This window comes from Skermanella pratensis (genome assembly GCF_008843145.1).
In the GTDB taxonomy this organism is placed as follows: domain Bacteria; phylum Pseudomonadota; class Alphaproteobacteria; order Azospirillales; family Azospirillaceae; genus Skermanella; species Skermanella pratensis.
In genome coordinates this window covers 2,443,015-2,467,838 of the sequence record NZ_CP030265.1, presented here as the reverse complement: position 1 = coordinate 2,467,838, position 24,824 = coordinate 2,443,015, and the positions used below count along the sequence as shown (strand labels likewise).

Annotated in this window: 26 protein-coding genes; 19 read left to right on the top strand and 7 right to left on the bottom strand. The window is 68.3% G+C overall.

Going from position 1 to position 24,824, the window contains the following annotated elements:
- Entirely contained in the window at positions 1-432 is a 432-nt protein-coding gene (locus DPR14_RS11165; protein WP_158045199.1) for an ArsC/Spx/MgsR family protein, read from the top strand.
- A gap of 138 nt (positions 433-570) precedes the next feature.
- Here the strand turns inward: DPR14_RS11165 and DPR14_RS11160 are convergent, their stop codons facing one another.
- Complete coding sequence (locus DPR14_RS11160) at positions 571-1,494, bottom strand: SMP-30/gluconolactonase/LRE family protein (RefSeq protein ID WP_343038726.1); 924 nt, start codon at positions 1,492-1,494, stop codon at positions 571-573.
- 319 nt (positions 1,495-1,813) lie between these two features.
- Here DPR14_RS11160 and DPR14_RS11155 point away from each other — a divergent pair, with 319 nt between their 5' ends.
- From DPR14_RS11155 to DPR14_RS11135, 5 genes are all read left to right on the top strand, one after another.
- On the top strand, positions 1,814-2,203 hold the full coding sequence (locus DPR14_RS11155) for a DUF4398 domain-containing protein (protein WP_158045197.1): 390 nt from the start codon (positions 1,814-1,816) through the stop codon (positions 2,201-2,203).
- 14 nt (positions 2,204-2,217) lie between these two features.
- The gene (locus tag DPR14_RS11150) at positions 2,218-3,018 is read left to right on the top strand and encodes an OmpA family protein (protein ID WP_158045196.1); all 801 of its coding nucleotides are present in this window, start codon (positions 2,218-2,220) and stop codon (positions 3,016-3,018) included.
- Between the two features lie 75 nt (positions 3,019-3,093).
- Positions 3,094-3,792 (top strand): thermonuclease family protein, encoded by a 699-nt coding sequence (locus DPR14_RS11145; protein ID WP_158045195.1) that lies wholly within the window; start codon positions 3,094-3,096, stop codon positions 3,790-3,792.
- Positions 3,793-3,922: 130 nt separating this feature from the next.
- On the top strand, positions 3,923-4,294 hold the full coding sequence (locus tag DPR14_RS11140) for a phage holin family protein (RefSeq protein ID WP_192499407.1): 372 nt from the start codon (positions 3,923-3,925) through the stop codon (positions 4,292-4,294).
- On the top strand, positions 4,291-5,262 hold the full coding sequence (locus tag DPR14_RS11135; protein ID WP_158045193.1) for a PRC-barrel domain-containing protein: 972 nt from the start codon (positions 4,291-4,293) through the stop codon (positions 5,260-5,262). Before DPR14_RS11140 ends, DPR14_RS11135 begins: the two co-directional genes overlap by 4 nt.
- Before the next feature lie 14 nt (positions 5,263-5,276).
- On the opposite strand, the gene DPR14_RS11130 is transcribed toward DPR14_RS11135, so the two are convergent.
- A complete protein-coding gene (locus tag DPR14_RS11130; protein ID WP_192499406.1) occupies positions 5,277-6,086 on the bottom strand; it encodes an MBL fold metallo-hydrolase in 810 nt (269 codons plus the stop codon).
- Positions 6,087-6,262: 176 nt separating this feature from the next.
- Between DPR14_RS11130 and DPR14_RS11125 the strand changes: the two genes are divergently transcribed.
- Positions 6,263-6,742: a hypothetical protein gene (locus DPR14_RS11125; RefSeq protein WP_246149181.1), complete on the top strand. Its 480-nt coding sequence runs from the start codon at positions 6,263-6,265 to the stop codon at positions 6,740-6,742.
- 15 nt (positions 6,743-6,757) lie between these two features.
- Here the strand turns inward: DPR14_RS11125 and DPR14_RS11120 are convergent, their stop codons facing one another.
- Positions 6,758-7,735 carry a patatin-like phospholipase family protein gene (locus DPR14_RS11120; RefSeq protein ID WP_158045191.1) on the bottom strand — a complete coding sequence of 326 codons (978 nt, stop codon included), beginning with the start codon at positions 7,733-7,735 and terminating at the stop codon, positions 6,758-6,760.
- Between the two features lie 299 nt (positions 7,736-8,034).
- On the opposite strand from DPR14_RS11120, the gene DPR14_RS11115 reads away from it, so the two are divergent.
- The 4 genes from DPR14_RS11115 (at position 8,035) to DPR14_RS11100 (ending at position 13,071) form a co-directional block, all read left to right on the top strand.
- Positions 8,035-9,846 (top strand): ABC transporter ATP-binding protein, encoded by a 1,812-nt coding sequence (locus DPR14_RS11115; protein WP_246149178.1) that lies wholly within the window; start codon positions 8,035-8,037, stop codon positions 9,844-9,846.
- A gap of 133 nt (positions 9,847-9,979) precedes the next feature.
- Entirely contained in the window at positions 9,980-10,822 is an 843-nt protein-coding gene (locus DPR14_RS11110) for an NAD(P)-dependent oxidoreductase (RefSeq protein ID WP_158045189.1), read from the top strand.
- A gap of 47 nt (positions 10,823-10,869) precedes the next feature.
- Complete coding sequence (locus tag DPR14_RS11105) at positions 10,870-12,336, top strand: M81 family metallopeptidase (protein WP_158045188.1); 1,467 nt, start codon at positions 10,870-10,872, stop codon at positions 12,334-12,336.
- 12 nt (positions 12,337-12,348) lie between these two features.
- The gene (locus tag DPR14_RS11100; RefSeq protein WP_158045187.1) at positions 12,349-13,071 is read left to right on the top strand and encodes a type 1 glutamine amidotransferase; all 723 of its coding nucleotides are present in this window, start codon (positions 12,349-12,351) and stop codon (positions 13,069-13,071) included.
- Between the two features lie 65 nt (positions 13,072-13,136).
- Here the strand turns inward: DPR14_RS11100 and DPR14_RS11095 are convergent, their stop codons facing one another.
- The 4 genes from DPR14_RS11095 to DPR14_RS11080 all read right to left on the bottom strand — a co-directional run bounded on the left by DPR14_RS11095 (position 13,137) and on the right by DPR14_RS11080 (position 15,494).
- Complete coding sequence (locus tag DPR14_RS11095; RefSeq protein WP_158045186.1) at positions 13,137-13,601, bottom strand: peptidoglycan-binding domain-containing protein; 465 nt, start codon at positions 13,599-13,601, stop codon at positions 13,137-13,139.
- Between the two features lie 45 nt (positions 13,602-13,646).
- Positions 13,647-14,231: an rRNA large subunit pseudouridine synthase E gene (locus tag DPR14_RS11090; RefSeq protein WP_158045185.1), complete on the bottom strand. Its 585-nt coding sequence runs from the start codon at positions 14,229-14,231 to the stop codon at positions 13,647-13,649.
- Between the two features lie 4 nt (positions 14,232-14,235).
- On the bottom strand, positions 14,236-14,706 hold the full coding sequence (msrA, locus tag DPR14_RS11085) for a peptide-methionine (S)-S-oxide reductase MsrA (protein ID WP_158045184.1): 471 nt from the start codon (positions 14,704-14,706) through the stop codon (positions 14,236-14,238).
- A 95-nt stretch (positions 14,707-14,801) separates the two neighbouring features.
- Entirely contained in the window at positions 14,802-15,494 is a 693-nt protein-coding gene (locus DPR14_RS11080) for a dienelactone hydrolase family protein (protein WP_158045183.1), read from the bottom strand.
- A gap of 129 nt (positions 15,495-15,623) precedes the next feature.
- On the opposite strand from DPR14_RS11080, the gene mepA reads away from it, so the two are divergent.
- The 8 genes from mepA to DPR14_RS11040 all read left to right on the top strand — a co-directional run bounded on the left by mepA (position 15,624) and on the right by DPR14_RS11040 (position 24,767).
- Positions 15,624-16,496 (top strand): penicillin-insensitive murein endopeptidase, encoded by an 873-nt coding sequence (mepA, locus tag DPR14_RS11075; protein WP_158045182.1) that lies wholly within the window; start codon positions 15,624-15,626, stop codon positions 16,494-16,496.
- Positions 16,497-16,626: 130 nt separating this feature from the next.
- Complete coding sequence (locus DPR14_RS11070; protein WP_158045181.1) at positions 16,627-17,301, top strand: GntR family transcriptional regulator; 675 nt, start codon at positions 16,627-16,629, stop codon at positions 17,299-17,301.
- Positions 17,301-18,344 carry an ABC transporter ATP-binding protein gene (locus tag DPR14_RS11065; RefSeq protein WP_425501029.1) on the top strand — a complete coding sequence of 348 codons (1,044 nt, stop codon included), beginning with the start codon at positions 17,301-17,303 and terminating at the stop codon, positions 18,342-18,344. The genes DPR14_RS11070 and DPR14_RS11065 overlap by 1 nt, the downstream gene beginning before the upstream one ends.
- Before the next feature lie 15 nt (positions 18,345-18,359).
- On the top strand, positions 18,360-19,457 hold the full coding sequence (locus tag DPR14_RS11060; RefSeq protein ID WP_158045180.1) for an ABC transporter ATP-binding protein: 1,098 nt from the start codon (positions 18,360-18,362) through the stop codon (positions 19,455-19,457).
- 41 nt (positions 19,458-19,498) lie between these two features.
- Positions 19,499-21,016, top strand: a complete 1,518-nt coding sequence (locus DPR14_RS11055) for an ABC transporter substrate-binding protein (protein WP_158045179.1) — start codon at positions 19,499-19,501, stop codon at positions 21,014-21,016.
- A gap of 92 nt (positions 21,017-21,108) precedes the next feature.
- Positions 21,109-22,050 carry an ABC transporter permease gene (locus DPR14_RS11050; protein ID WP_158045178.1) on the top strand — a complete coding sequence of 314 codons (942 nt, stop codon included), beginning with the start codon at positions 21,109-21,111 and terminating at the stop codon, positions 22,048-22,050.
- A 15-nt stretch (positions 22,051-22,065) separates the two neighbouring features.
- Positions 22,066-22,944, top strand: a complete 879-nt coding sequence (locus DPR14_RS11045; RefSeq protein ID WP_158045177.1) for an ABC transporter permease — start codon at positions 22,066-22,068, stop codon at positions 22,942-22,944.
- A 29-nt stretch (positions 22,945-22,973) separates the two neighbouring features.
- Positions 22,974-24,767 (top strand): gamma-glutamyltransferase family protein, encoded by a 1,794-nt coding sequence (locus DPR14_RS11040; protein WP_158045176.1) that lies wholly within the window; start codon positions 22,974-22,976, stop codon positions 24,765-24,767.
- Positions 24,768-24,824: the final 57 nt, after the last annotated feature.

Sequence of the window (24,824 nt, the reverse complement as noted above, 5' to 3'; positions counted from 1 at the left end):
ATGGCCGAAGTCCTGTTCTACGCCAAGCCCGGCTGCCCCGCCAACGCCAAGCAGAAGACCCAGCTCGAAGCCGCCGGTCACACGGTCGTCGCCCGGGACCTGCTGTCCGAACCCTGGACGCCGGAGACGCTGCGTCCCTATTTCAACGACCGCCCCGTAGAGGAATGGTTCAATCGCTTCGCCCCGGCGGTCCGCAGCAAGGAAGTCGTGCCGGCCGACCTGGACGAGGCGGCGGCGCTCGAAGCCCTGATCAAGGACCCCGAGCTGATCCGCCGCCCGCTCATCCAGGTCGGCGACCGCCGCGAAGTCGGCTACGATCCGACCACCCTGAACGCCTGGATCAGCCTGATCCCGGTCTCCGACGGCCTCTCCTGCGACGAGAAGCACGCCCAGGGCCGCTGCGACCACGGCCACGGGCATCATCATCATTGAAATCGCCAAGCCTTGCAGGTCGGGTAGAGCGAAGCGGCAGCCGACACCATCGGGCCGGCTTCGTCGGGTGCCGCTTCGCTCTACCCGACCTACGGTTTCAACGATTTCAATCGGTTGGAGACGTTGGAGCGCCGGTGCTCAGGGGACCTGGGCGCCGCGGGTGTTGACGTAGACCGCGTAGAGCGACGTGCTGCCGGTCATGAACAGGCGGTTGCTCCTGGGACCGCCGAAGCAGACGTTCGAGCAGATCTCCGGAAGGTGGATCTTGCCGATCAGCGTGCCCTGTGGATTGAAGACGTGGACGCCGTCATACCCTTCCCCACCCCAGCCGGCGGACGCCCACAGGTTCCCGTCCACATCGGTACGCATGCCGTCGGCGGCGCCTGCGCCCATGTCGGCGAAGACACGGCCGTTGGTCAGGCGCGTGCCGTCCGCCACGTCGAACACCCGGATGTGCTTCGGCCCGTCGTCCCCCGTGTCGGCGATGTAGAGCTTCGTCTCGTCGGGTGAGAAGCACAGGCCGTTCGGCCGCCGGAAGTCGCCGACCGGCACGGTCGCCTGACCAGTGGCGGGGTCAAGGCGATAGACGTTGGTCGGCAGTTCGAACTCGGCCTTCCCGCCCTCGTAGTCGCCCAGGATGCCGTACCCGGGATCGGTGAACCAGATGCCGCCGTCGGAATGCACGACCGCGTCGTTCGGGGCGTTGAGCCGTTTCCCCTCGAACCGGTCGATCAGCACCGTGACGGTGCCGTCGTACTCGGTCCGCGTGACGCGCCTGGAACCGTGTTCGCAGCTGATCAGCCGGCCCTGGCGGTCGCGGGTGTTGCCGTTGGCGTGGTTCGAGACCGGGCGGAAGACGCTGACCGCTCCCGTCTCCTCCGTCCACCGCATCAGCCGGTTGTTGGGAATGTCGCTCCACACCAGGTACCCGCCGTCCCGGAAGTAAACCGGCCCTTCCGCCCAGCGCAATCCGGTGGCCAAACGCTCGACGTTGGCGTTGCCGATCCGGTACTTGGCGAAGCTTTGGTCCACGACCTCGATGGCCGGGTCGGGATAACGCACTGGTTGTGGATGGCCCCAATCCCGGGCCAGGGCCGGACCTGCGGCGAGGACCCCCGCCGATGCCGCACCCGCTTTCAGAATCGTTCGCCTGTCCATATTCATGGTGTTCCCTCCCGTGTGGGCAGCCGATTTACACGCTGCATTCTTTGGTTGACCTCCGTAGGATCGCACCCGATCGTGGCCCTGGCGATATGCAAAGTCAGTCTATACCCGTTCGAACTCTCCCCGACCTTGCGAGGGAACTAGTCGCATCCTTGCTGGTTGTAAGGCAGCGCGGGCGTGACCCGCGACCTTCAATTGCCGACGAGAGTGTGATGTCATGCCAATAACGTCCGAAGTGCGGGGATTGGGCAGGCTATGCCTCGTGGCCGGTGCTGCCCTGGCGCTGGCCGCCTGCGCCAACAATATCCCGGCTCCAACCGAACAAGTGACGCTGTCGGACAACATCATCCGGAATGCCGAAACTGCCGGCGCGGTCGAGTACTCCCCCGTGGAACTCAACATGGCGCGCGAGAAGTTGGAAGCCGCCCGACGCCAGATGCAGGACGAGAACAACGCGGAGGCCCGGCGGCTTGCCGAGCAGGCGGAGGTCGATGCCCGTCTCGCCGAACTTCGCTCTCGTACCCAGACCACCAAGGAAGCGGTCGCCGCGGTCCAGGCCAGCATCGACACGCTGCGGCGTGAGCTGAACGCACGGCCGACCAGTTGAGGGAGATGCGACCCATGGGAAATCAGATGACCGTCATTCGCCGTTTGGCGCTGGGCGCCTCGGCGTGCGCGCTGCTTGCCGCCTGCGCCAATGCCCCGACCGAAACGGCCAGCGTCAGCCAGGCGAACTCGGCCTATCAGTCGGCCCGCAACAATCCGCAGGTGGTCAACACGGCCGCGCTGGAATTGCAGCGCGCCGAGCAGGCGCTGCGCGCAGCACAGGACGCCCAGCAGGCCGGGGAGGACGTCGGCGTGGTCGACCACGAGGCCTATCTGGCGTCGCGCCGGGCCGAGATCGCGGTCCAGACCGCCGAATTGAAGTCGGCGCAGCAGCAGATCGAGCAGGCCAACCAGAGCCGCGACCAGGTACTTCTCAATGCCCGCTCAGGGCAGGTCCAGAACCTTCAGCGCGAGCTTGCCGAACTGCAGGCCAAGCAGACCGAACGCGGCATGGTCCTGACGCTCGGCGACGTCCTGTTCGAGGTCGGAAAGTCCGAGCTGCGCCCGGGAGCCCAGCGGACCATAACCGATCTCGCGGCCTTCATGCGGCAGCACCCGGAACGGACGGTGGAAGTCACCGGCTTCACCGACAGCACCGGCAGCGTCGAACTGAACCAGGAGCTGTCCGAGAACCGGGCCGAAGCCGTACGCCGGGCGCTGGTTTCGCAGGGCATCGACCCGCAACGGATCGTCAGCCGTGGCCTGGGTCCGGCGCTTCCGGTCGCCAGCAACAACACCTCGGGCGGGCGCCAGCAGAACCGCCGCGTCGAGATCACCATCTCCGACGAAAGAGGCTCGATCCCGCCGAGGGCTTGACCGGGAACCATCCGCCGCGCGTCCGGTTGGCCAAGGGATGGTACGCGCGGACAGGCGGCGGAGGGCCCAAGCCCCATGAAACCATCGGGAATCGGGATTGCCGCACAGGTGCTCGGGATCGTCGCGACGGCGACGCTGGCCATCGCCGTCGCGGCAGGCCAGGCTCCTTCGGCCGCCCGGCAGGTCTCGGAAGGGTCGGTTCCCACCCGGGTGATCGACGGCGATACCGTGCAGGCCGGGATGGAAGTCCAGCAGCTCGCGGGTATCGATGCGCCGGAACTCGGACAGCGGTGCCTCAACAATGGCTCCCTGTACGCCTGCGGACTGGAGTCGAGCTTCGCGCTCCGGAAGATGATCGGCATCACGCCGGTGTCCTGCACGCGCCAACCCGAGGGCGACGGTGTGGAGTGCACGGGCAGCGGCGGCAATCTCGGCCTCCTGCTGGTGCAGCAGGGTTTCGCCGTGGCCCAGCCGGGAGCCCCGCCGGCATATCTGGAAGCGCAGCGGGTCGCCAAGGACAGCAAGCTCGGGATCTGGCGGGGCGATTTCATCCCATCGGTCCGCTGGCGGCAGGGCGACAGGCTTGAGGCGGAGCGGCAGTCCCCGGTCCCCTGCCCGGTTAAGGCCGCCGTCGAGCAGTCCGGCCGCAAGATCTACCTGGTGCCGACCGACGGCGTCTACGACAAGGTCACGCCCGATCCGGAAACCGGGGGTCGCCTGTTCTGCAGCGACGAGGACGCCCGTGCCGCAGGTTTCGAGCGGCCGTTATCCTGATCCCGACTCCTCGGCCCCGGGAACTCCGACGCCTTTAAATGGTTTGCGACATGCTGGACGGCGGTTCGGACGTCGAAATGCGCGCATGTGGTAGCGGGAGTGGAAGATGCAGGAAAACCGGACGGTTGACATGCCCCTGAGCGGCCTATTCGCCAATCTGCGGCAGGAAGCGACGTTGCTGGTCAAGCGCGAGATCGAGCTGGCCCGCGTCGAAGCCGGGCAGAAGGTCGGGCAGATCACCCGCGGCGCGGTGGCCCTGGCGGTCGGGGGCGCCGTGCTGTTCATCGGCATGCTGTTCCTGATGCTGGCGGGCACCTGGGGCCTGTCGAAGGTGGTCGATCCATGGCTGGCGGCCCTGATCGTCGGCGGCGTCGTGCTGCTGGTCGGCGTCGTCATGCTGCTGAAGGGCATCAGCAACATGAAGAAGCTGAACCTGACGCCGGAGCGGACGCTGGAAACCCTCAAGAGCGACGCCAGCCTGGTCCGGGGCCGCACGCCATGACCGGCTACGGCCGCTCACCGGACGAGATCCAGCGCGAGATCGGCGAGACCCAGGCGAACCTGGCGCGGGCGATCTCGCAGCTGGAGCGCAAGTTCAAGCCGAGCGAGTGGCTGGAGGATGTCACGGGAACGCTGCGCTCCCGTGGCGGCCACCGGCTGGCGGACGCGATCCGGGACAATCCGGTGCCTGCCGGACTGATCGCCCTCGGGATCGCTTGGCTGGCGGTTTCCGTCGCCTCGACCACGCCCCAGCCGGACCGCTTCGTCGCCGATGCCAAGGGGTGGCGGCGGCGTGCGGTCCTGTCGGCGCAATCGCTGATCGGCGACGAGGTCCGCAACCTGGAGAACCAGGGACTGGGCCGGATCGAAGACATCATGATCGACGTCCCGACGGGGCGCGTCGCCTATGCCGTGCTGTCGTTCGGCGGCATGATGGGGATGGGGGGCAAGCTCTTCGCCCTGCCCTGGCAGGCGCTGCGCGTCGACGAGCGGCGTCGGCAGATCTGGATCGACATCGACAGGGGGCGGCTGCGCGGGGCTCCGGGCTTCGACAAGGACGACTGGCCGGACATGGCCGACCTGTCCTGGGGGCACCGTGTCCACGGCTTCTGGATGGGACGCGACGGCGACGTGCTGCACAGGCGCGTCATGTCGGCCGGGAGCCTTGCCGGCGACACCGTGCGCAACCGGGCCGGCCAGGAACTGGGGACAATCGAGGCCACCATGGTGGACCTGGCCGACGGCAGGGTCGTCTATGCGGTCCTGGCGTTCGGCGGCACCCTGGGCTTCGGGGAAAAGCTGTTCGCCGTTCCCTGGCGCGTGCTCAGGCTGAACGAGCAGGAGAAACGCTTCATCCTGGACGCCGATCCGGAGCGGCTGAAGCAGATGCAGGGTTTCGACAAGGACAAATGGCCCGATATGGCCGATCCCGCCTGGAGCAGCCGCATCGAGATGCAGTTCGCCCGGTGAAGGCCCGACCGCCCTCAGTGGCCGGGCAGGACGAGGATCTGGCGGTACGGGAGGGTCTGGCGGGACAGGGTCACCGTGGCGTCGTCCGATGTCCTGACTTCGTACGTACCGCCCATCCGCTGGAGGAAGCCCGCGAGCGTCGAGGCGTTGAAGTAGTGCATCGGGACCACCAGCGGCGGCTGGATCTGAGCGATCACCTCGACCATGTAGTCCTGCGCCATGGTGTATGAACCGTCCACCGGCACCAGCAGCACGTCGATGACGCCCAGTTCCGCCAAGTGCATGTCGGTCAGGGTGTGGTGCAGGTGACCCAGGTGGGCGACGCACAGGCCGCCGGCCTCGAACACGAAGATCGAGTTGCCGCTCACCCGCGTGCCGCCGTAATCCCTCACGTTGGTCGGGACGTTCCGCACCCGCATGTCGCGCAGGGTCACGTCGTGGACGGCCATGCCGTCCTCGTCGCCCCAGCCGCGCAGCACGTGCCGGATGCCGGGGTCCGGTCGGTCGGTGTAGTGGGTCGAATGCGCGTTGTTCATCGTCACGATGTCGGGAAGCCGGTCCGGCCGCAGATAGCCGTTGTAGTCGGTCACCGCCGACACGTCTTCCGGGCTCTCGATCAGGAAACTGGAATGGCCGAGGAAGGTCAGCCGCAGCGATCCCGCGGCCGGCGCCGCCGTTTGCCTGATCGCCGCGGGGTGGTGCAGCGTGCCGGGGTCGGACGCCACCGGCTGGCACATGGCCATGACGGCGGAGGGGCCGGCCAAGCCGGCGAGGAACGTGAGGATGCCCGCGATCGTGCGGCGGAACGTGGTCTGGAACGGCATCGAAGCGACCTCCCCGATTGGTCCGGTCCCGTTGGGTCCGGGAAGCCCCATCAAGCTTGAAGCGGAAGCGCCCTCGATCAAGCCTCTTCGGGTGAACTACAGTGCCTCCTGTACTGTTTTCCAAGAAACAATATGAAGCCTGGACATCGGGCCGGGACATCGGAAAGGAGCGTGAGGTGAGGGGATCTTCGTCGATCAGGACCATGCTTGTGCTGGGTGCCGCCGCGGCGGCATTGGCATCCTGCGCAAATCCCAATGCGGACAGGGCCGCCGACGCGCGGCGGACGCTCGTGGGCATGCCGAAGGAGACTCTGCTGTCCTGCGCGGGCGTGCCCCAGCGCTCCGCGCAGGTCGACAGCACCGAGTTCATGACCTACACCAGCCGTGAATTCGGCGGCGGCGGGCCGAGCACGTCGTTCGGCGTGGCCGGCGGCAGCGGCGGCTCCGGTGTCGGCTTCGGCATCGGCATCCCGTTGTTCGGCGGGGGCGGCGGCTATTCCAACAGCTGCGACGCGACCTTCACCGTGAGGAACGGGGTTGTCGAACAACTGTCCTACACCGGTTCCGCCGGCGCGTCGGCCTCCATGGGCCAGTGCTACCGGATCGTGGAGAACTGCCTGGAACTCGTGCCGGGCGGCACCCTGCCGCCGGGCTGATGCCGGGGGCACCCTTCAGCGCGCGGTGTCCCGCAGGTTGGCGCTGAAGACGCGGATCGCGTCGACCAGGTCGGGCACGGCCCGCTCGGTCGCGGCGGCGCCCTCCTCGATGGCGTCGGACGCGCGGTCGAACTCCAGCAACCCGACATGGCCGAGCCGGGGCGCTATCTGGACGTCGGGCGGATCGGTCGCCAGCCGGGCCCGCCCGATCCGGTCGGTGATGATCCCCAGGGAGGACACCATCACGCCGAACAGGCTCGGCCCCTCGTAGTCGCGGCTGAAGACGCGCCGGGTCAGGGCGTCCAGCCGCGACGGCGGCGGGGTTTCGGGAGTGTTCTGCGTTTCCTCGAGCACCTGGAGCAGGTCGAAACCGGCGGCGGTCGCGATGCTGGCGCCGGGCTTGCGCGCCTTGCCCAGGATGTCGGCGTTGAGGTTGACCGCGATCACCATCTCGGCGCCTAGCGCCCGGCAGGCCGCCACCGGGACGGGATCCACCAGGGCGCCGTCCACCAGCCAGCGCTGGTCGATGCAGACGGGCGGGAAGACTCCGGGCAGCGAGAAGGACGCGCGCAACCCCTCCGCCAGTCCGCCCGTCCTCAGCCATACCTCGTGGCCGGTCACCAGGTCGGTCGCGACGGCGGCGAAAGGGGTCGGCAGATCCTCGATCTGCTGGTTGCCCAGATGCTTTTTCATCTCGGCCATCAAGCGGCCGCCGCCGATCAGGCCGCCGCTGCGCACCCGCAGGTCCAGGTAGCTGACGATCTTCATGCGGCTGAGGTTTCGCGCCCATTCCTCCAGCGTATCGAGATGGCCGGCGAGGTAGGAGCCGCCGACCAGGGCGCCGACCGAGGTTCCGGTGACGATGTCCGGCTCGATGCCGAAACTTTTGAGGCCACGGATAACGCCGATATGGGCCCACCCGCGCGCCACGCCGGCGCCGAGCGCCAGGCCGATGCGGGGGCGGGTGCGGATCAGGCTGGCTTCGTCGGGCATGCGAGCACCTGGCTGATGCTTTGAAAGGACCACCGTGTGACAAAAGGCTACACGGTCATAGTTAATGCTTGGTCAAAGGATATGGCTTCAGCCACCCTGTGGCTGCGGCGCCATTCACCCTATCTATTTTCCCGCACCGACCTCCGGCCGGCGGCGGACCGTTCCCATGGGACAAGTCACCACTGGCTAAATGCCTCCGGATCGGTCAAGTTCTGATCGATCCCCGGGCTCGCCGGCTTCCGACGGGCGAGCATCCGCGTCCTGTTCCGCGCCTCATGAAAACCAATCCATCCTCATCCGTGACAAAATCCTTCGACCTGCCGACGACCCGCCACACGGCTACCTGGCCGCTGCTGAAGCGCCTGATCCTGACCTATCTGAAGCCCTACCGCTGGATCCTGGCGCAGGCTCTGCTGTGGATGGCCGTCGCGGCGGCGACTACCGGTATGATGGCCAAGCTGATGGAACCGATCATCGACGAGGTGTTCCAGAACCGCAACCAGGCCATGCTGCTTCCGGTCGCCGCCGGTGTGCTTATCGCGTTTGGGTTGCGGGGAATATCGACCTACTTCCACAGCGTCCAGATGAACAAAATCGGCCAGCGGATCGTGGCCGACGTCCAGGGCGACATGTATGCCCACCTGCTGCGCTCCGACCTGTCGTTCTTCCACGGCACCTCGGCCGGCCAGCTCATCTCGCGCATGGTCAACGATGTCGGTCTGATGCGGCTGGCCGTCGCGGAATGCTTGACGGGACTGGGCAAGAGCGTGCTGACCCTGGTGATCCTGGTCGGCGTGATGTTCCACCAGGACTGGGTGCTGGCGACCGGGGCGTTCGTGGCATTCCCGCTGGCGGCCTACTTCGTTGCGCGGATCGGCAAGCGGCTGCGCAAGGTCTCGGCGAACACCCAGGCGGAGCTGGGCCATTTCTCGACCATCCTGAACCAGACGCTCCAGGGCGCCCGCCACGTCAAGGCGTACGGAATGGAGACGTACGAGCAGAAGCGGGTCGGCGGTATCATCGAGAACCTGTATGAGCTGGTCCACAAGGGCTTCAGGGTGTCGGCCATGTCGGGACCGGTGACGGAGATCCTCAGCGGCATGGCGATCGTCACGGTGATCGTCTACGGCGGCTACCAGGTGATCAGCGGGGAGCGCACCCCCGGCGCCCTGTTCTCCTTCATCACCGCGTTCCTGCTGGCCTACGAGCCGATGAAGCGCATGGCGAAGCTGAACGGTCAGCTCCAGGGCGGCCTCGCCGCGGCCGACCGGGTCTTCGCGCTGCTCGACACGGCGCCCGCCATCGTGGACCGGGCCGGCGCCCGTACGCTCGACGTTGCCCGGTACGATGTCCGCTTCGACGACGTCCATTTCTCGTACGGTGACGAGAAGCAGGCGCTCCACGGGATCACGCTCGACGTGCCGGATGGTCAGACGGTGGCGCTGGTCGGCCCTTCGGGGGCCGGCAAGTCGACGCTTCTGAACTTGATCCCGCGCTTCTACGACGTCACCGGCGGCGCCGTCAGGATCGGCGGCGTCGATGTGCGCGACGTGACGCTGGCCAGCCTGCGGAGCCGCATCGCCCTGGTCAGCCAGGAAGTGGCGCTGTTCGACGACTCGATCCGGGCCAACATCGCCTATGGCAGGATCGGGGCTACCGAGGACGAGATCGTCGCCGCCGCCAAGGCGGCGGCCGCCCATGATTTCATTCTGGGCCTGCCCGACGGCTACGACACGCTGGTCGGCGAGTTCGGCGTCAAGCTGTCCGGCGGGCAGCGCCAGCGGATCTCGATCGCGCGCGCGATGCTGCGGAACGCCCCGATCCTGCTGCTCGACGAGGCGACCTCGGCCCTCGACACGGAATCGGAACGCGCCGTCCAGGGTGCCCTGAGGGCGCTTCAGCAGGGGCGGACGACGCTTGTGGTGGCGCACCGGCTGTCTACGATCGTCGATGCCGACCGGGTCTACGTGATCGACGGGGGACGGGTCGCCGAGACCGGAACCCATGCCGAACTCCTGCGGCGCAACGGGATCTATGCCCGCCTTTGGGGCATGCAGAGCGGCACGGCTTCCGCCAACTCGGACCATGTCATGCAGGCGAGGATGGTCTGACGACCACTTTTTTGTCACGGAAGGGGGATTGCGTCGGGTGCCCCATCCGTTAATGTTAGGGCGATGCGATGAGAGCAAGACCTCCCGCATATGTTTCCCCGCCATTTTCTGTTCTCCAACACGGTAGGTCGCCGTGCCTGATATCGTCATTTCCGAACCCATGCACGAAGCCGCGGTCCATGACCTGGGCCGCAGTTTCGAAGTCCGATACGACCATGCGCTGGCACGCGACGGCGCCGCCCTGAGCGGAGCCGTGGCCGATGCCCGTGCGCTCATCGTACGCGACCGCACGATCATCGACGCCGACCTGCTCGACGCCGCACCCCGCCTGCGGGTGATCGGCTGCCTCGGCGCCTGCGCGGAGCAGGTCGACTTGGAGGCCTGCCGCGCCCGCGGGATCGAGATCCACGCCTACGAGGCGGGGGCCGAGCAGACGCCGGCCGACCGCGTCGTCGCCGGACTGGTTCGCCTGCTCGGCCGTTCCGGATGGACGCCCGGCGGCGGCGACCGGACGCTGGGTCTCGTCGGGTTCAACCCGGTCGCGCGCGAGATCGCCGGCCGGGCCCGCGCGCTTGGCCTGACCGTCTGGGCCCACGACCCGCTGGTCGATAGCGAAAGTCCCCTGTGGGCCGACCTGGGCGTCCATCCCACCGGCCTGCTCCACCTGCTGGAAAGCTGCGACGCGGTCAGCCTGCATCTTCGCCTGACCGACGAGACCCACGAGCTGATCGACTGGGAAACCATCACCGAAATGCGACCGGGCGCGGTCCTGATCAACGCGTCCCATCCGGGCCTTGTCGACAACGGCGCCGTCATCGGCGCGGTCCGTTCCGGGCGTCTGTCCGGCGCGTTGCTCGACCTGGAAGAGGGCGATTCCGAACCCGAGCTGGACACCCGCAACGCGGCCGACGCGCGGATCGGCGCCTTGATCGCCCACAAGGTTCGGACCACACTGGAGCGGCGCGAGGAAGCCTGACCGAGCGCCGCCAGGCCAGGAACATGAGACGGACGGGAGGAAGGCCGATGCGTGTCGTCATCGCGCTGTTGAAGCACGAAACGAACACCTTTTCTCCCGTGCCCACACCGTTGGAGCGGTTCGGCAACGGCGGGCCGGCGTGGGGAGCGGACGCGTTCCGCGCATATCGCGGGACCGCCACGCCCATGGGCGCCTTCATCGACTTGGCCGAGGCCGAGGGGGCCGACATCGTGACGCCGGTCGCGGCGGAGGCCTGGCCCAGCGGTCCGGTCGGCGACGATGCCTACGCAAGGCTGACCGACTCGATCCTGGAGGAGGTCACCCGGGGCTGCGATTGCGTGCTGCTCGACCTGCACGGCGCCATGGTGACCCGCAGCTTCGAGGACGGCGAAGGCGAACTGCTGGCCCGCGTCCGCGCCGCGGCACCCCGCGTGCCGATCGGCGTGGCCCTCGACCTGCACGGCAACCTGTCGGAAAAGATCGTCTCCAACGCGACCGCCATCGCCGGGTTCAAGACCTATCCCCATGTCGACATGTACGAGACCGGGGACCGCGTCGGCCGGATCACGCTGGGCGCCTTGAAGGGGACCTGCCGGCCGGCCATGGCCTGGGGCAACCGGCCGATGCTGCCGCACGTCATGCGCATGGGCACTGATGAGGCTCCCATGCGCGACCTTGTGCAGGAGGCGCGGCGGCTGGAGCGGAACGGCGCGCTGGCGGTCAGCGTGTTCGGCGGCTTCCCCCATGCCGACATCCGCGACGCCGGGATCAGCGTGGTCACCGTGACCGAAGGCGACCAAGCCGGCGCCGAAGCGATCCGCGACGGCCTCCTCGACGAAGCCTGGCGCCGCCGGGAGGAGTTCGTCTACCACGCCGAGCCGCTTTCCAAGTCGGTCGCCCGGGCCCGCGACCTCGCCGGCGGCCCGGTGCTCCTGCTCGATCATTCCGACAATTGCGGCTCCGGCGGCACCCAGGACGTGACCGCCGTGCTGGCGGAAATCATGCGCCAGGGCCTCACGGACGTCGTCGCCTTCGCGATCCACGACCCGGCTTCGGTGGCCCGGCTGATCGATGCCGGAGTCGGCGCCCGGGTCACGCTCGACATCGGCGGCCGGCTGCCGATGCCCGCCATCGGGCTGGAAGGGCGCCCGCTCACCGTCACCGGGACCGTTCGGATCATCACCGACGGCGAGTACACGATCCGGGGGCCGATGTATACGGGGGTGCGCGTCGGCATGGGCCGCACCGTGGTGCTCGACACCGGGACGGTCGAGATCGTGCTGATCGAGCGCCACCACGAGCCCTGGGACCTGGGCTGCCTGCTCAGTCTCGGCATCGATCCCGCGGCGAAGAAATACATCATGCTGAAGTCGCGGATCCATTATCGTGCCGGCTTCCAGCCCATCGCCCGGCACATCGTGGAATGCGCCGGCGAGGGGGTGACCACCTCGGATTACGGCCGGCTCGGCTTCGAGCGGGTCCGCCGTCCGGTCTTTCCACTCGACAAGATGTGAAGCCCTGCCATCGTGCGTATCCTCGTGGTCCAGAACAGCCGGCGCGCGCCCGCCGGACTGCTCGGCGAATACCTCTCCGACCTCGGCGCCGAACTCGTCGCCGTCACTCCGCCCGAAGGTGAGGCCCTGCCCCTCGGCATCGACGGCTTCGACGGCGCGCTGGTGCTCGGCGGTCCGCAGTTCGCGGGCGACGACCGGGAGAACCCCTACCTGCCCGAACTGCTGGACCTGATGCGCCGCTTCGCCGAGGCGGACCGGCCCCTGCTGGGCGTCTGCCTGGGCGCGCAGCTGCTGGCCCGGGCGCATGGCGAACGGGTCTACAAGCACAGCCGGGTGGAGCGCGGCTTCCGCCCGGTCACCCGGACGGATGCCGGAGCCGCCGACCCCGTGCTGAGCCCGCTTGGACCTGTTCGGCACATCATGCAGTGGCACTACGACACGTTCGACCTGCCGCAGGACGCCGTCCTGCTGGCGACCGGACCGGACTGCGCCAACCAGGCTTTCCGGCTGGGCGGGACCCAGTACGGCCTCCAGTTCCACCCGGAAGTCACGCCGGGGATCGTCCGCGACTGGGTCGCCATGTTCCGGACCGAAGCCGGCCCGGACGAGGATTACGACTCGATCGCCCGCGAGATGGAGGCCGGTCTCGCCGAACACCTCCCCGAAGCAGCATCCTTCGCCCGCGACCTGGCCCGCAACTGGCTCGACCTGGTGGCACACCGGACGGATCGGTAGTTCATGCGGGAGGGTGTGCGTCCCGCCGCCCAAGGTGCGCGGGACGCACACCCTCCACCGGTAATCTACCGCTGTGCCGCCCGAACAGCCTCCAGCAGGGCTGAGTCCGGTTCCGCTCCGGCAGCGATCGCATGATCGTGCCTGAACGCCGCGATGGCCCCGTGGGTCTTTGGTCCCATCAGGCCGTCGGCAGGACCCGGATCGTAGCCGGCGGCCTTCAGCAGCGTCTGGATTTCCCGCAGTTCCGCCCGGGTCACCGGCCGCAGCCGTTCCGGCAGCGTCATGGCCGGCGGCGCAGCCGGCAGGTTCGGCGCGGAAACCGCCGCCTGGGGCGGTGCCACGGCTGGCTGGGCCGGGGCCGCCGCGACGGGCCGTTGCGGTCGGACGATGCCGGGATTGTTCAGGGCCGCCAGAAAGAACAGGCCGAACAGCGATGCCGACAGCACGCCGATGACGATGACGGGAGCGGGCCCGATGCGCGGCATTCTCAAGGCGCCCGGAAGCCTGAACTGGGCAAGATCGATCGCCATGGAAGCACCCCGGCCGCCGGTGATGTGGAAGTGCCCCGGATTTTATCAGCTTCCCTGCCTGGAGGTGACGGAAATCTCACGCCATTCGCCGGGTGACAGCCCTTCGACTGTCCAATCGCCCACGGCGCGCCGGATCAGGCGCAGCGTCGGAAAACCGACCGCGGCGGTCATCCGGCGGACCTGCCTGTTGCGCCCCTCGCGGAGCGTCAATTCGATCCAGGAGGTCGGGATGCTGGCCCGGTACCGGATCGGCGGATCGCGGGGCCAGAGATCCGCCGGCTCGTCGATCAGCCGCGCGCCGGCCGGCAGCGTCGGGCCGTCGTTGAGCGTGACGCCGCGCCGCAGCGACTCCAGCGCCGACTCGTCCGGAACACCCTCGACCTGGGCCCAGTAGGTCTTCGGCCGCTTGTGGCGCGGGTCGGCGATCCGGGCGTTCAGGGCGCCGTCGTCGGTCAGGACCAGCAGCCCCTCGCTGTCGCGGTCAAGGCGGCCCGCGACATAGACGCCGGGGATCTTGACGTAGTCGGCCAGGGTCGCCCGGCCATGCTCCCGGTCGGTGAACTGCGAGAGAACGTCGTAGGGCTTGTTGAACAGGATGATCCCGCTCCGCCGCCCTGCCCTCACGTGCATGGCCCTATATGTGGCACGAAGCCATGCCGCGGCGCTCCAGGTAGCGCTGGTGATAGTCCTCAGCCCGCCAGAAGGTGGACGCCGGGGTGATCTCGGTCACGATCGGCCGCACGAACCGGCCGGAGGCCTGGGCGCGCTCCTTGGAGGCCCGCGCAGCCGCCTCCTGCTCCGGCGAATGGGTGAAGATTGCCGAGCGGTACTGGGCGCCGACATCCGGCCCCTGGCAGTTCAGCGTGGTCGGATCATGGATCTGCCAGAACACTTCGAGAAGCTGCGCGTAGGATACCCGCGCCGGGTCGTACTCGATCTGGACGACCTCCGCATGGCCGGTCTCGCCGGCGCAGACATCGTCATAACTCGGGTTTTCCCGGGTTCCGCCGAGATATCCGACCGCCGTGTCCGTCACGCCGTCCACGTGGCGGAACGCCGCCTCCACTCCCCAGAAGCAGCCGGCACCGAATGTCGCTTTCTCCATGATCCGCCTCCAGTCGGGATGTCGCCTCCAGCAGGCAACAGCCGTTTGCGAGTATGTTGAGGCGCCCGGCCCGTCCGTCCAGTGCTCCGGTCCTGCTAACGCAGATACAGGCCCAGGAAATCGAAGGTGCGCTGCTCGGCCAGCTTGCCTGCCGCGGCCTCCGCTCCCGCGGCGCCGGGCCGGGCGAAGCCGTGTCCGACACCAGGATAAGTATGAATGGCGACCCCTGCAACGGGGCACAGGCGTTCCACCAGGCGCTTGCGCGTTTCGGGCGGAATGAAGGGATCCTCTGCGCCCAGGTGCATCATGAACGGGCGGGTAAGCTTCACGGCCTCGCCGAGATGCTTTTCGATCCGGGTGCCGTAATAGGCGACGTTGGCCTGAGTGTCGCCGCGGCATGCCATCAGATAGGCGATCCGCCCGCCCATGCAGTAGCCGACGGTCGCGACGCGCTCGTTGCAGGGTCCCATTTCCCGCAGGTGGAGGACAGCGGCCCTGACATCGTCCAGCATCTGGTCGTCGCTGAGTTCCGACATCCGGCGCCGGCCTTCCTCGAGCGCCTGGTCGGTTCCCGGCTCCAGCTCCGGCAGGCTGCCCTGCCGCCACGTCAGATCGGGGCAGACGGCCAGGAACCCGGCCTTGGCGAACCGGTCGGCCGTTTCGCGCATCGACCTGTTGAGCCCGAAGATCTCGTGGATCAGCACGACCCCGCCGACGTGCTCGCGCTCGGGCGCGGCCAGGTAAGCCGGCATCTGCTGGTCATGCACGTCGATCATTATGTCCGGCATTTGTCTTCCCCCTGCGACTACGGCCCTCGTTGATTCGGGAAACCGTGTTTTAACCAAACGATGCTACACGGCTGGGTGACGCGTGGGGAGACTCCCGAACGCCATAGCCAACCTAAAGATGATCCACCCATGACGCCCAGGCTTCCGGCCCTCCTGCTTGCCGTCGGAGTGACCCTCTGCACGGGGCTTTCCACCGGGGCTCAGCCAAGCAGAACGGGAGATTGGGGCAAGGTCGCGGCGCCCGCGCCCGGTCCGCCCAGGATCTTCGGATCATACACGAACGGGTGTATCGCCGGGGCGCGGTCCCTGCCGCCCGAGGGTCCGGGTCATCAGGCCGTCCGCCTGTCGCGCAATCGCTATTTCGGCCACTCGGAAACCGTCGATTACCTGCTGAACCTGGGGCGGCGCGTCGCGGGCGCCGGCCTGGGGATCGCGCTGATCGGCGACATGTCCCAGCCGCGCGGCGGGCCGATGGCATTCGGCCATGCCAGCCACGAAATCGGCCTCGATGCCGACATCTGGTTCCGCCTCGACCTGCCGCCCCTGCCCCGCAGCGGGCGCGAAGACCTCGACCTGCCCAGCATGGTCGACTTCACGGCGAGACGGGTCGATCCCAAGCGTTTCACCGCCCGGCAGGCCGATCTGGTCCGGTTCGCGGCGATGGACCCCCGCGTCGCCCGGATCTTCGTCAATCCCGCCATCAAGCAGGCGCTGTGCGAGCGCCCCTGGAGCGACCGGTCCTGGCTGCGGCTGGTCCGCCCCTGGCACGGACATGACGCCCATTTCCATGTCAGGCTGAACTGCCCCGCCGACCAGCCGGATTGCGTCTCCCAGGATGCGCCGCCCGACGGCGACGGCTGCGGCGCGGAACTGGCGGACTGGCTGGCCAGGCTGACGCCTCCGGCCAAGGCGCCGGTCAAGCAGAAGACCACGCCGGCTAGTCCGGCCCTTGCCCCGGTACCGGCCGCCTGCACCGCCGTCCTCGCTATGCCGCCGCGTTAGGCAAGCCGCTGTTCAGAACATCGGCAAAGCGCCCTGCGATTAATCATTAAGTTTCGGTTAACAAACTGCTTGCGCAATTTTCCACCCTCTGCGTATTATCGTTATCGATAACGATAGTGGCGAGGGCGGTATGGCGCGGCTCGGCGAAGCGGGAGCGATTCAGTTCAGCAAGGGGCGCAAGGGCAGCGTGCTCTACGACGATCTTCGTCGCCAGATCGTCAAGGGCGGGCTGAAGCCCGGCGAGCCGATGCTGGAGATCACCGTCGCCCGGGAATACGGATGCAGCCAGGGCACCGTGCGCGAAGCGCTGATGCGGCTCCAGGAGGACGGCCTCGTGGTCCGCAGCGGCTACCGGGGAACGACGGTCTCCGTCACCGGCCCGGCCGAGGCGCGGGAGATGCAGTTCCTGCGCCTCCACCTGGAGACTCGGGGCATCCGCCAGGCCGCACCGCTCGCCGACGACAGTCTTCTGGCCCGGCTGTCCAGGGTGGTCGAGGAAATGGAAAGGATGGCCGAAGCCGGGGATGAATACGCTCTGACCGAGCTGGACTGCGAGTTCCACCTCGCGATCTTCGCCCGGGCCGGAATGCCGGCGCTCGACGCGATCCTCAGCCGCTGCCTTCTCCATCTGCACCGGCTGACGCTGGCCGAACCGGGCCGCACCCGCCCGCTGCTGACCTCCGCGCGGCGCCATTGGGACGTGGTCGAAGCGCTGCGCACCTGCGATCCCGAGACCGCGGTGACCGCGATCACCCATCACATCAACACCGTTCTGGAAACCGGCCTCGCCGGAGAGGAGGGCTGATGGCTCTTCAAGGAGCCGACACCGTACCGGCCGCCAAGACGGCGGATGGGATGGAGACCGCCGGGACGCCGGTCGCCGAGATTCGCGACCTCCAGGTGGGATTCCACACCGACGACGGCAGCTTCAACGTGCTTGACGGCGTGTCCTTCATGGTGCGCGGCGGGCGCACCCTGTGCCTGGTCGGCGAGTCCGGCTGCGGCAAGAGCGTCACCGCCCTGTCGATCATGGGCCTCCTGGCGCCGACCGCCGTGGTCGGCCGGGGCGAGGTCCTGCTGGACGGCACCGACCTGCTCAAGCTGAACCGCAACGAACTCAACGAGCGGCGCGGCGACCGGATGGCGATGATCTTCCAGGAGCCGATGACCTCGCTCAACCCGGTTTTCACCGTCGGCGACCAGATCGTCGAGGGCATCCGGCGCCACCGCCCGGTCGGCCAGGCGGCGGCCGAGAGGCACGCGGTCGAGATGCTGAAGCGGGTGCGCATCCCCGCCGCCGAACAGCGGATGAAGGACTACCCGCACCAGCTCTCGGGCGGCATGCGCCAGCGGGTGATGATCGCCATGGCGCTCGCCAACGACCCCCGGCTGCTGATCGCGGACGAGCCGACCACCGCGCTCGACGTCACGATCCAGGCGCAGATCCTGGACCTGATCCGGACCCTCCAGGACGAGACCGGCACCGCGGTCCTCCTGATCACGCACGACCTGGGCGTGGTGGCGGAAGTCGGCGACGACGTGGCCGTGATGTATGCCGGCCGGATCGTGGAACAGGCGTCCGTGGCCGACCTGTTCGCCGATCCGCAGCACCCCTACACCCTGGGCCTGCTCAGCTCGATCCCGCGCCTGGATGCCGACATCGGGCGCCTGCCGACGATCCGCGGCTCGGTGCCCTCCCCTGCCGACATGCCGCAGGGATGCCGCTTCTCCACCCGCTGCCCGTTCGTCGTGGAGAAGTGCAGGACCGAGGAGCCGCCGCTGGCCGACCTGTCCCCCGGCCACGCCGTCGCCTGCTGGAGGGCCCCGCTGGAAGAGCGCGCCGCTTGACATAGGAGGACCGCCATGCAGACGGCACCTGCCGAGACCATCCTCGAAATCGAGAACCTGACCAAACATTTCGCGACCTCCAGGTCGCTGCTGCCCGGTGGAGGGCGTTCCGTCAAGGCGGTGGACGGCGTCAGCTTCACCGTCCGCAAGGGAGAGACGCTGGCGATCGTCGGCGAGAGCGGCTGCGGCAAGTCCACCCTGGCCCGGCTGATCCTGCGCCTGATCGACCCGACCGGCGGCACCGTCCGCTTCCATGGCCAGGACATCGCGACCATTCCCGAACGCAGCATGCGCCCGCTCCGCGCCCGCATGCAGATGATCTTCCAGGACCCCTTCGCCTCGCTCAACCCGCGCATGACCGTCGCGGAGATCCTGACCGAGCCGATGCAGGTCCACAAGCTCGGCACCCGCCGGGAGCAGCGCGAGCGCATGGCCGAGCTCCTGGAACTGGTCGGACTGAACGCCCGGCACGCCGACCGCTACCCGCACGAGTTCAGCGGCGGCCAGCGCCAGCGCATCGGCATCGCCCGCGCCCTGGCGGCCGGCCCGGAGCTGGTGATCGGCGACGAGCCGGTCTCGGCCCTGGACGTGTCGGTCCAGGCGCAGGTGATCAACCTGCTGGAGGACCTGAAGCGGCGGCTGGGCCTGACGCTGGTGATCATCTCCCACGACCTCGCCGTGGTCCGGCACATGTCTGACCGGGTCGGCGTGATGTATCTGGGCAAGATGGTGGAGCTTGCGGACACCCGGGCCCTCTTCTCCTCGCCCCGCCATCCCTACACGCGGGCGCTGATGTCGGCGGTGCCGTTGCCCGACCCCGGCGCCCGGTCGGACCGGCAGTTGCTGGAAGGCGACGTGCCGAGCCCCCTCAATCCCCCGAGCGGCTGCCGGTTCCATACCCGCTGCCCGTACGTCCGGGAGCGCTGCCGGACGGAGGAGCCGGTGATGGGCACGAACGACGACGAGCACGGCGTCGCCTGCCATTTCTGGCAGGAGATCGGCGCCCTGCCCCGCCCGGACACGGCGGCCCATCCGATCAGCGCGGCCTATGCCAAGCGCCGCGCCCTCTACATGGAGCGCAGGGCGCTCCAGGAAGATGCGCCCGCCCCGTAAGGCGCCGGCGCACCAATCAAAAACAGGGAGCTTCGAGACCAATGACCATGAAGAACTGGCATGCCGGCCTGCTGGCCGCGGGCTTCATCGCCCTGACCGCTTCCGCAGCGGGCGCGCAGACCCTGCGCGTCGGCCTCCAGGAGGACCCCGACCTGCTCGACCCGGACCTCGCCCGGTCCTTCGTCGGCCGCATCGTCTTCACAAGCCTGTGCGACAAGCTGGTGGACCTGGGTCCCGACCTGGAGTTCGTGCCCCAGCTCGCGACGGAATGGTCGTGGTCGCCCGACAACAAGGCGCTGACCATGAAGCTGCGCCAGGGCGTCACCTTCCATGACGGCGAGCCGTTCAACGCCGAGGCGGTGAAGTTCAACGTCGAACGCTCGCTCACCCTGCCCGGCTCGACCCGGCGGAGCGAGATCGCGGCGGTGGCCTCGGTCGACGTGGTCGATCCTTACACCGTGCGCCTCGACCTGTCGGAGCCGTTCGCCCCGCTGCTGGCAGCCTTGTCGGACCGCGCCGGCATGATGATCTCGCCCAAGGCAGCCCGCGAGACCGGCGAGAACTTCAGCCGCACCCCCGTCTGCTCCGGCCCCTATAAATTCGTCGAGAGGGTCGCCCAGGACCGGATCGTGCTGGAGAAGTTCCCGCAGCACTGGAACGCCGACGCCTATCCGCTGGCGCAGGTGAGCTACCTGCCGATCCCCGACACCACGGTCCGGCTGGCGAACCTCCAGTCCGGCGGCCTCGACATCATCGAGCGGACGGCACCGGCCGACCTGCCGACCGTCCGCGGCGACAGCTCCCTCAAGCTGGAGCAGGCAACCAGCCTCGGCTACCAGGGCATCACCCTGAACGTCGGCAACGGCCCCCGCGCCGACCAGCCGCTCGGCAAGGACCCGAAGGTGCGCGAGGCGTTCGAGCTGGCGATCGACCGCACCATCGTCAACCAGGTCGGCTTCGAGGGCGAGCACACCGTCGGCAACCAGCCGGTGGCTCCAACCAATCCGTACTACGCCAAGAACGTGCCGGTGCCGGAGCGCGACGTCGAGCGGGCGAAGAAGCTGCTTGAGGAAGCCGGCCACGGCCGGGTGAAGGTCGAGCTGATGACCCCCAACGCCCCCGACAGCCTGCGCGTCGCCGAAGTGATCCAGGCGCTGGCGGGCGAGGCCGGCTTCGACGTGTCGGTCAACGCGACCGAGTTCGCGACCGGCCTGGACCGCCAGACCCGCGGCGACTTCGAGGCGTTCCTGATCGGCTGGAGCGGCCGGGCCGACCCTGACGGCAACATCCACACCTTCATCTCGTGCAAGGGCGGCCTGAACGACGGCAAATACTGCAATCCCCAGGTCGATGAACACCTCAACGCCGCGCGGACCACGACCGACACCGCGGCGCGCAAGGCCGAGTACGCCAAGGCGGCGGAGCTCTACCTGGCCGACCGGCAGCGCATCTACATGTACCACCAGAACTGGTTCTGGGCGATGACGGCCGGCCTGGAAGGCTTCAAGCCCCACCCCGACGGCATGATCCGCCTGGAAGGCGTCTCGCTCAAGAAGTAACCCGCGACACTCCCGGACCCCGAGACACCCTTGGACCCTGTCCCCTCGCCCTTTCAGGGGGCCGAGGGCGAGGATACGCAAAGGAACGTCCCTTGCTGGCTTACATGGCGCGGCGCCTCGCCGTCAGCATTCCGACCCTGCTGCTGATCTCTATGCTCGTCTTCTCGCTCCAGCTCCTCCTGCCCGGCGACCCGGCGCTCGCCATCGCCGGGGAGGAGCGCAGCCCGGAGGTGGTGGAGGCGATCCGCGAGCGGTACCACCTGAACGACCCTGTGCCGGTCCAGTACTGGTACTGGCTGACCGGCGTCCTGTCCGGCGACATGGGTGAGTCGATCCGCAGCCGCATGCCGGTGACCGAACTGATCCTGAGCAAGCTGCCGGTCACCATCCAGCTCGCCGTCATGGCGATGATCATAGCGTTGGCGATCGGCATCCCGGCCGGCATCGTGTCCGCCGTCCGCAAGGGCTCCGGCTGGGATGTCGGGGCCAACGTGGTGGCCCTTTCCGGCATCTCGATCCCCAATTTCTGGCTCGGCATCATGCTGATAATGCTGGTGTCGGTCCAGTGGGGCCTGCTGCCGGCGTCCGGCTACGCCAACCCGCTGGAAGACCCCATCCGCAACATCCAGACCATGATCATGCCGGCCTTCGTGCTGGGCACCGGCATCGCGGCGATCATGATGCGGCACACCCGCAGCGCGATGCTCTCGTCGCTGCGCGCCGACTATGTCCGCACCGCCCGCGCCAAGGGTCTGTCGGAGCGGGTCGTCGTGCTCCGCCACGCGCTGCGCAACGCGCTGATCCCGGTCGTCACCCTGGGCACGCTCCAGCTCGGCGAACTGCTGTCCGGCGCCGTGCTGACCGAGCAGATCTTCACCATCCCCGGCTTCGGCAAGCTGATCGTGGATGCGGTGTTCAACCGCGACTACGCGGTCGTCCAGGGCGTCGTCCTGTTCACCGGCACCGCCTTCATCCTGATGAACCTGCTGGCCGACATGCTGTACTTCCTGCTGAACCCGCGGCTTCGCGCCTGAGGGAGGGCACCCGTCATGAGCATCACCAACGCGGTCGCGACCGCACCCCCCGCCGCCTGGTACCGGTCGCGCGTCTGGCGGAAGCTGGGCCGCAACCGGACGGCGCTGGCCGGCGGCATTATCGTGCTGCTGTTCGTCCTGATGGCGATCGCGGCCCCGCTGATCGCCCCCTACGAACCCAACGTGTCGAGCTGGCTGACCGTCCGCAAGCCGCCGACCGCAGCCCACTGGATGGGCACCGACGATGTCGGCCGGGACGTCATGTCCCGGCTGATCCACGGCAGCCGGGCCTCGCTCTCCGCCGGCATCATATCGGTCGTCATAGCCCTGGTGATCGGCGTGCCGCTGGGCGTCCTATCCGGCTATTACGGAGGCTGGCTGGACGCGGTGATCTCCCGCGTGACGGAGGCGGTGCTGGCCTGCCCGTTCCTGATCCTGGCGATCGCGCTGGCGGCCTTCCTCGGCCCCAGCCTGACCAACGCCATGATCGCGATCGGCATCTCCGCCGCCCCGATCTTCGCCAGGCTGGCGCGCGGCCAGGTGCTGTCGGTCAAGACCGAGGACTATGTCCAGGGCGCCCGCGCGGTCGGCTGCTCCGACCTGAGGATCATCCGCCGCTACATCCTGCCCAACATCTTCCCGCCGCTGCTGGTCCAGTCCACCCTGACCATCGCCACCGCGATCATCGCGGAGGCCAGCCTGTCTTTCCTCGGCCTCGGCCAGCAGCCGCCCGACCCGAGCTGGGGCAGCATGCTCAACACCGCCAAGAACTTCATCACCCAGGCGCCCTGGATGGCGATCTGGCCGGGCATCGCGATCTTCGTGGTGGTCTTCGGCTTCAACATCCTGGGTGACGGCCTGCGCGACGCTCTCGACCCGCGCGACAGCCGCTGAACGAAGAAAACTGAAGGGAATCGCTCAACATGTTCACCACCCGTCCGGAAATCCTCGGCACCTTCGGCGCCGTCACCTCGACCCACTGGCTGGCGTCGGCCGCCGGCATGGCGGTGCTGGAGAAGGGCGGCAACGCCTTCGACGCCGCCGTGGCCACGGGCTTCGTGCTCCAGATCGTCGAGCCGCACCTGAACGGGCCGGCCGGCGAGGCGCCGATCCTGATCTACAACGCGTCGGAGGACCGGGTCCGCGTGATCTGCGGCCAGGGCACCGCGCCGGGCGCCGCGACGATCCAGGCCTATCGCGACCAGGGCTTGTCGCTGATCCCCGGCACTGGCCTGCTCGCCGCCGTGGTCCCCGGCGCGTTCGACGCCTGGCTGACCATGCTGCGCGACCACGGCACCATGGAGCTGGCCGACGTGCTGGAGCCGGCGATCTACTACGCCGAGACCGGCCATCCCATGCTGGCGCGCGTCTCCCAGTCGATCGACACGGTCAGCGACATGTTCCGGGAGGATTGGCCGACCTCCGCCGCGACCTGGCTGCCGAACGGCGAGGTGCCCAAGCCGGGCGCCCTGTTCCGCAACGAGCGCCTCGCCGCGACCTACAAGCGCCTGGTGCGCGAAGCCCAGGGGCCGACCCGCGAATCCCGCATCCAGGCCGCCCGCGACCAGTTCTACCAGGGCTTCGTTGCCGAGGCGATCGACCGCTTCTGCCGGACCAACGAAGTGATGGATGTCTCCGGCCGCCGCCACCGCGGGCTGCTGAGCGGCCAGGACATGGCCGGCTGGAAGGCGACATACGAGGACCCGCTGACCTACGAGTACCGCAACTACACCGTCTGCAAGACCGGCCCCTGGGGCCAGGGCCCCGTCTTCCTCCAGCAGCTCGCCCTTCTGAAGGGCTTCGATCTCGACAGCATGGATCCCAACGGCCCCGACTTCGTCCATACCGTCATCGAGTGCATGAAGCTCGCCTTCGCCGACCGCGAGGCCTACTACGGCGATCCCGACTTCGTCGAGGTGCCGGTCGAGACCCTGCTGTCCGACGCCTACAACGACGAGCGCCGCAAGCTGGTCGGCGACACCGCCTCGATGGAGCTGCGCCCGGGCCGGGTCCCCGGCTTCGAGGGGCAGGCAGACCGGGCGGTTCCCGGCGTCGCGGGCCATGCGGGAAGCGACAGCGGCGCCGGAGCGGGCGAGCCGACCATGGCGCACCTGTCCGAACAGCGCGGCGAGCGGCGGGGCGACACCTGCCATATCGACGTGATCGACCGCTGGGGCAACATGGTTTCCGCGACGCCCAGCGGCGGCTGGCTGCAAAGCTCGCCGATCATCCCGGAGCTGGGCTTCGCCCTGACCAGCCGGGCGCAGATGTTCTGGCTGGAGGAAGGCCTGCCGTCCAGCCTGGCGCCGGGCAAGCGCCCGCGCACGACGCTGACCCCGTCCATGGCGCTGCGCGACGGCAAGCCCTACATGGCGTTCGGCACGCCGGGCGGCGACCAGCAGGACCAGTGGCAGCCGATCTTCTTCCTGCGCCATGTCCATTACGGGCTGAACCTGCAGGAGACGATCGACCAGCCGCTGTTCCACACAGACCATTTTCCCGGCTCCTTCTATCCGCGCGCCAGCCGCCCGGGCAGCCTGTCGGTGGAGTCGAACCTACCCGCTTCGACCATTGAGGAATTGCTGCGGCGCGGGCATAACGTGGAAGTAATGCCGGAATGGTCGATCGGCCGTCTGTGCGCAGCATCCCGGGAGCAGGGCATCATCAAGGCCGCGGCGACGCCGCGCCTGATGCAGGCCTACGCGATCGGGCGTTAAGACAAGGGGGCTCCCTCCTTCCGGGGGAGGAGGGAGCCTTGTTCAGGAAGGCCCTAC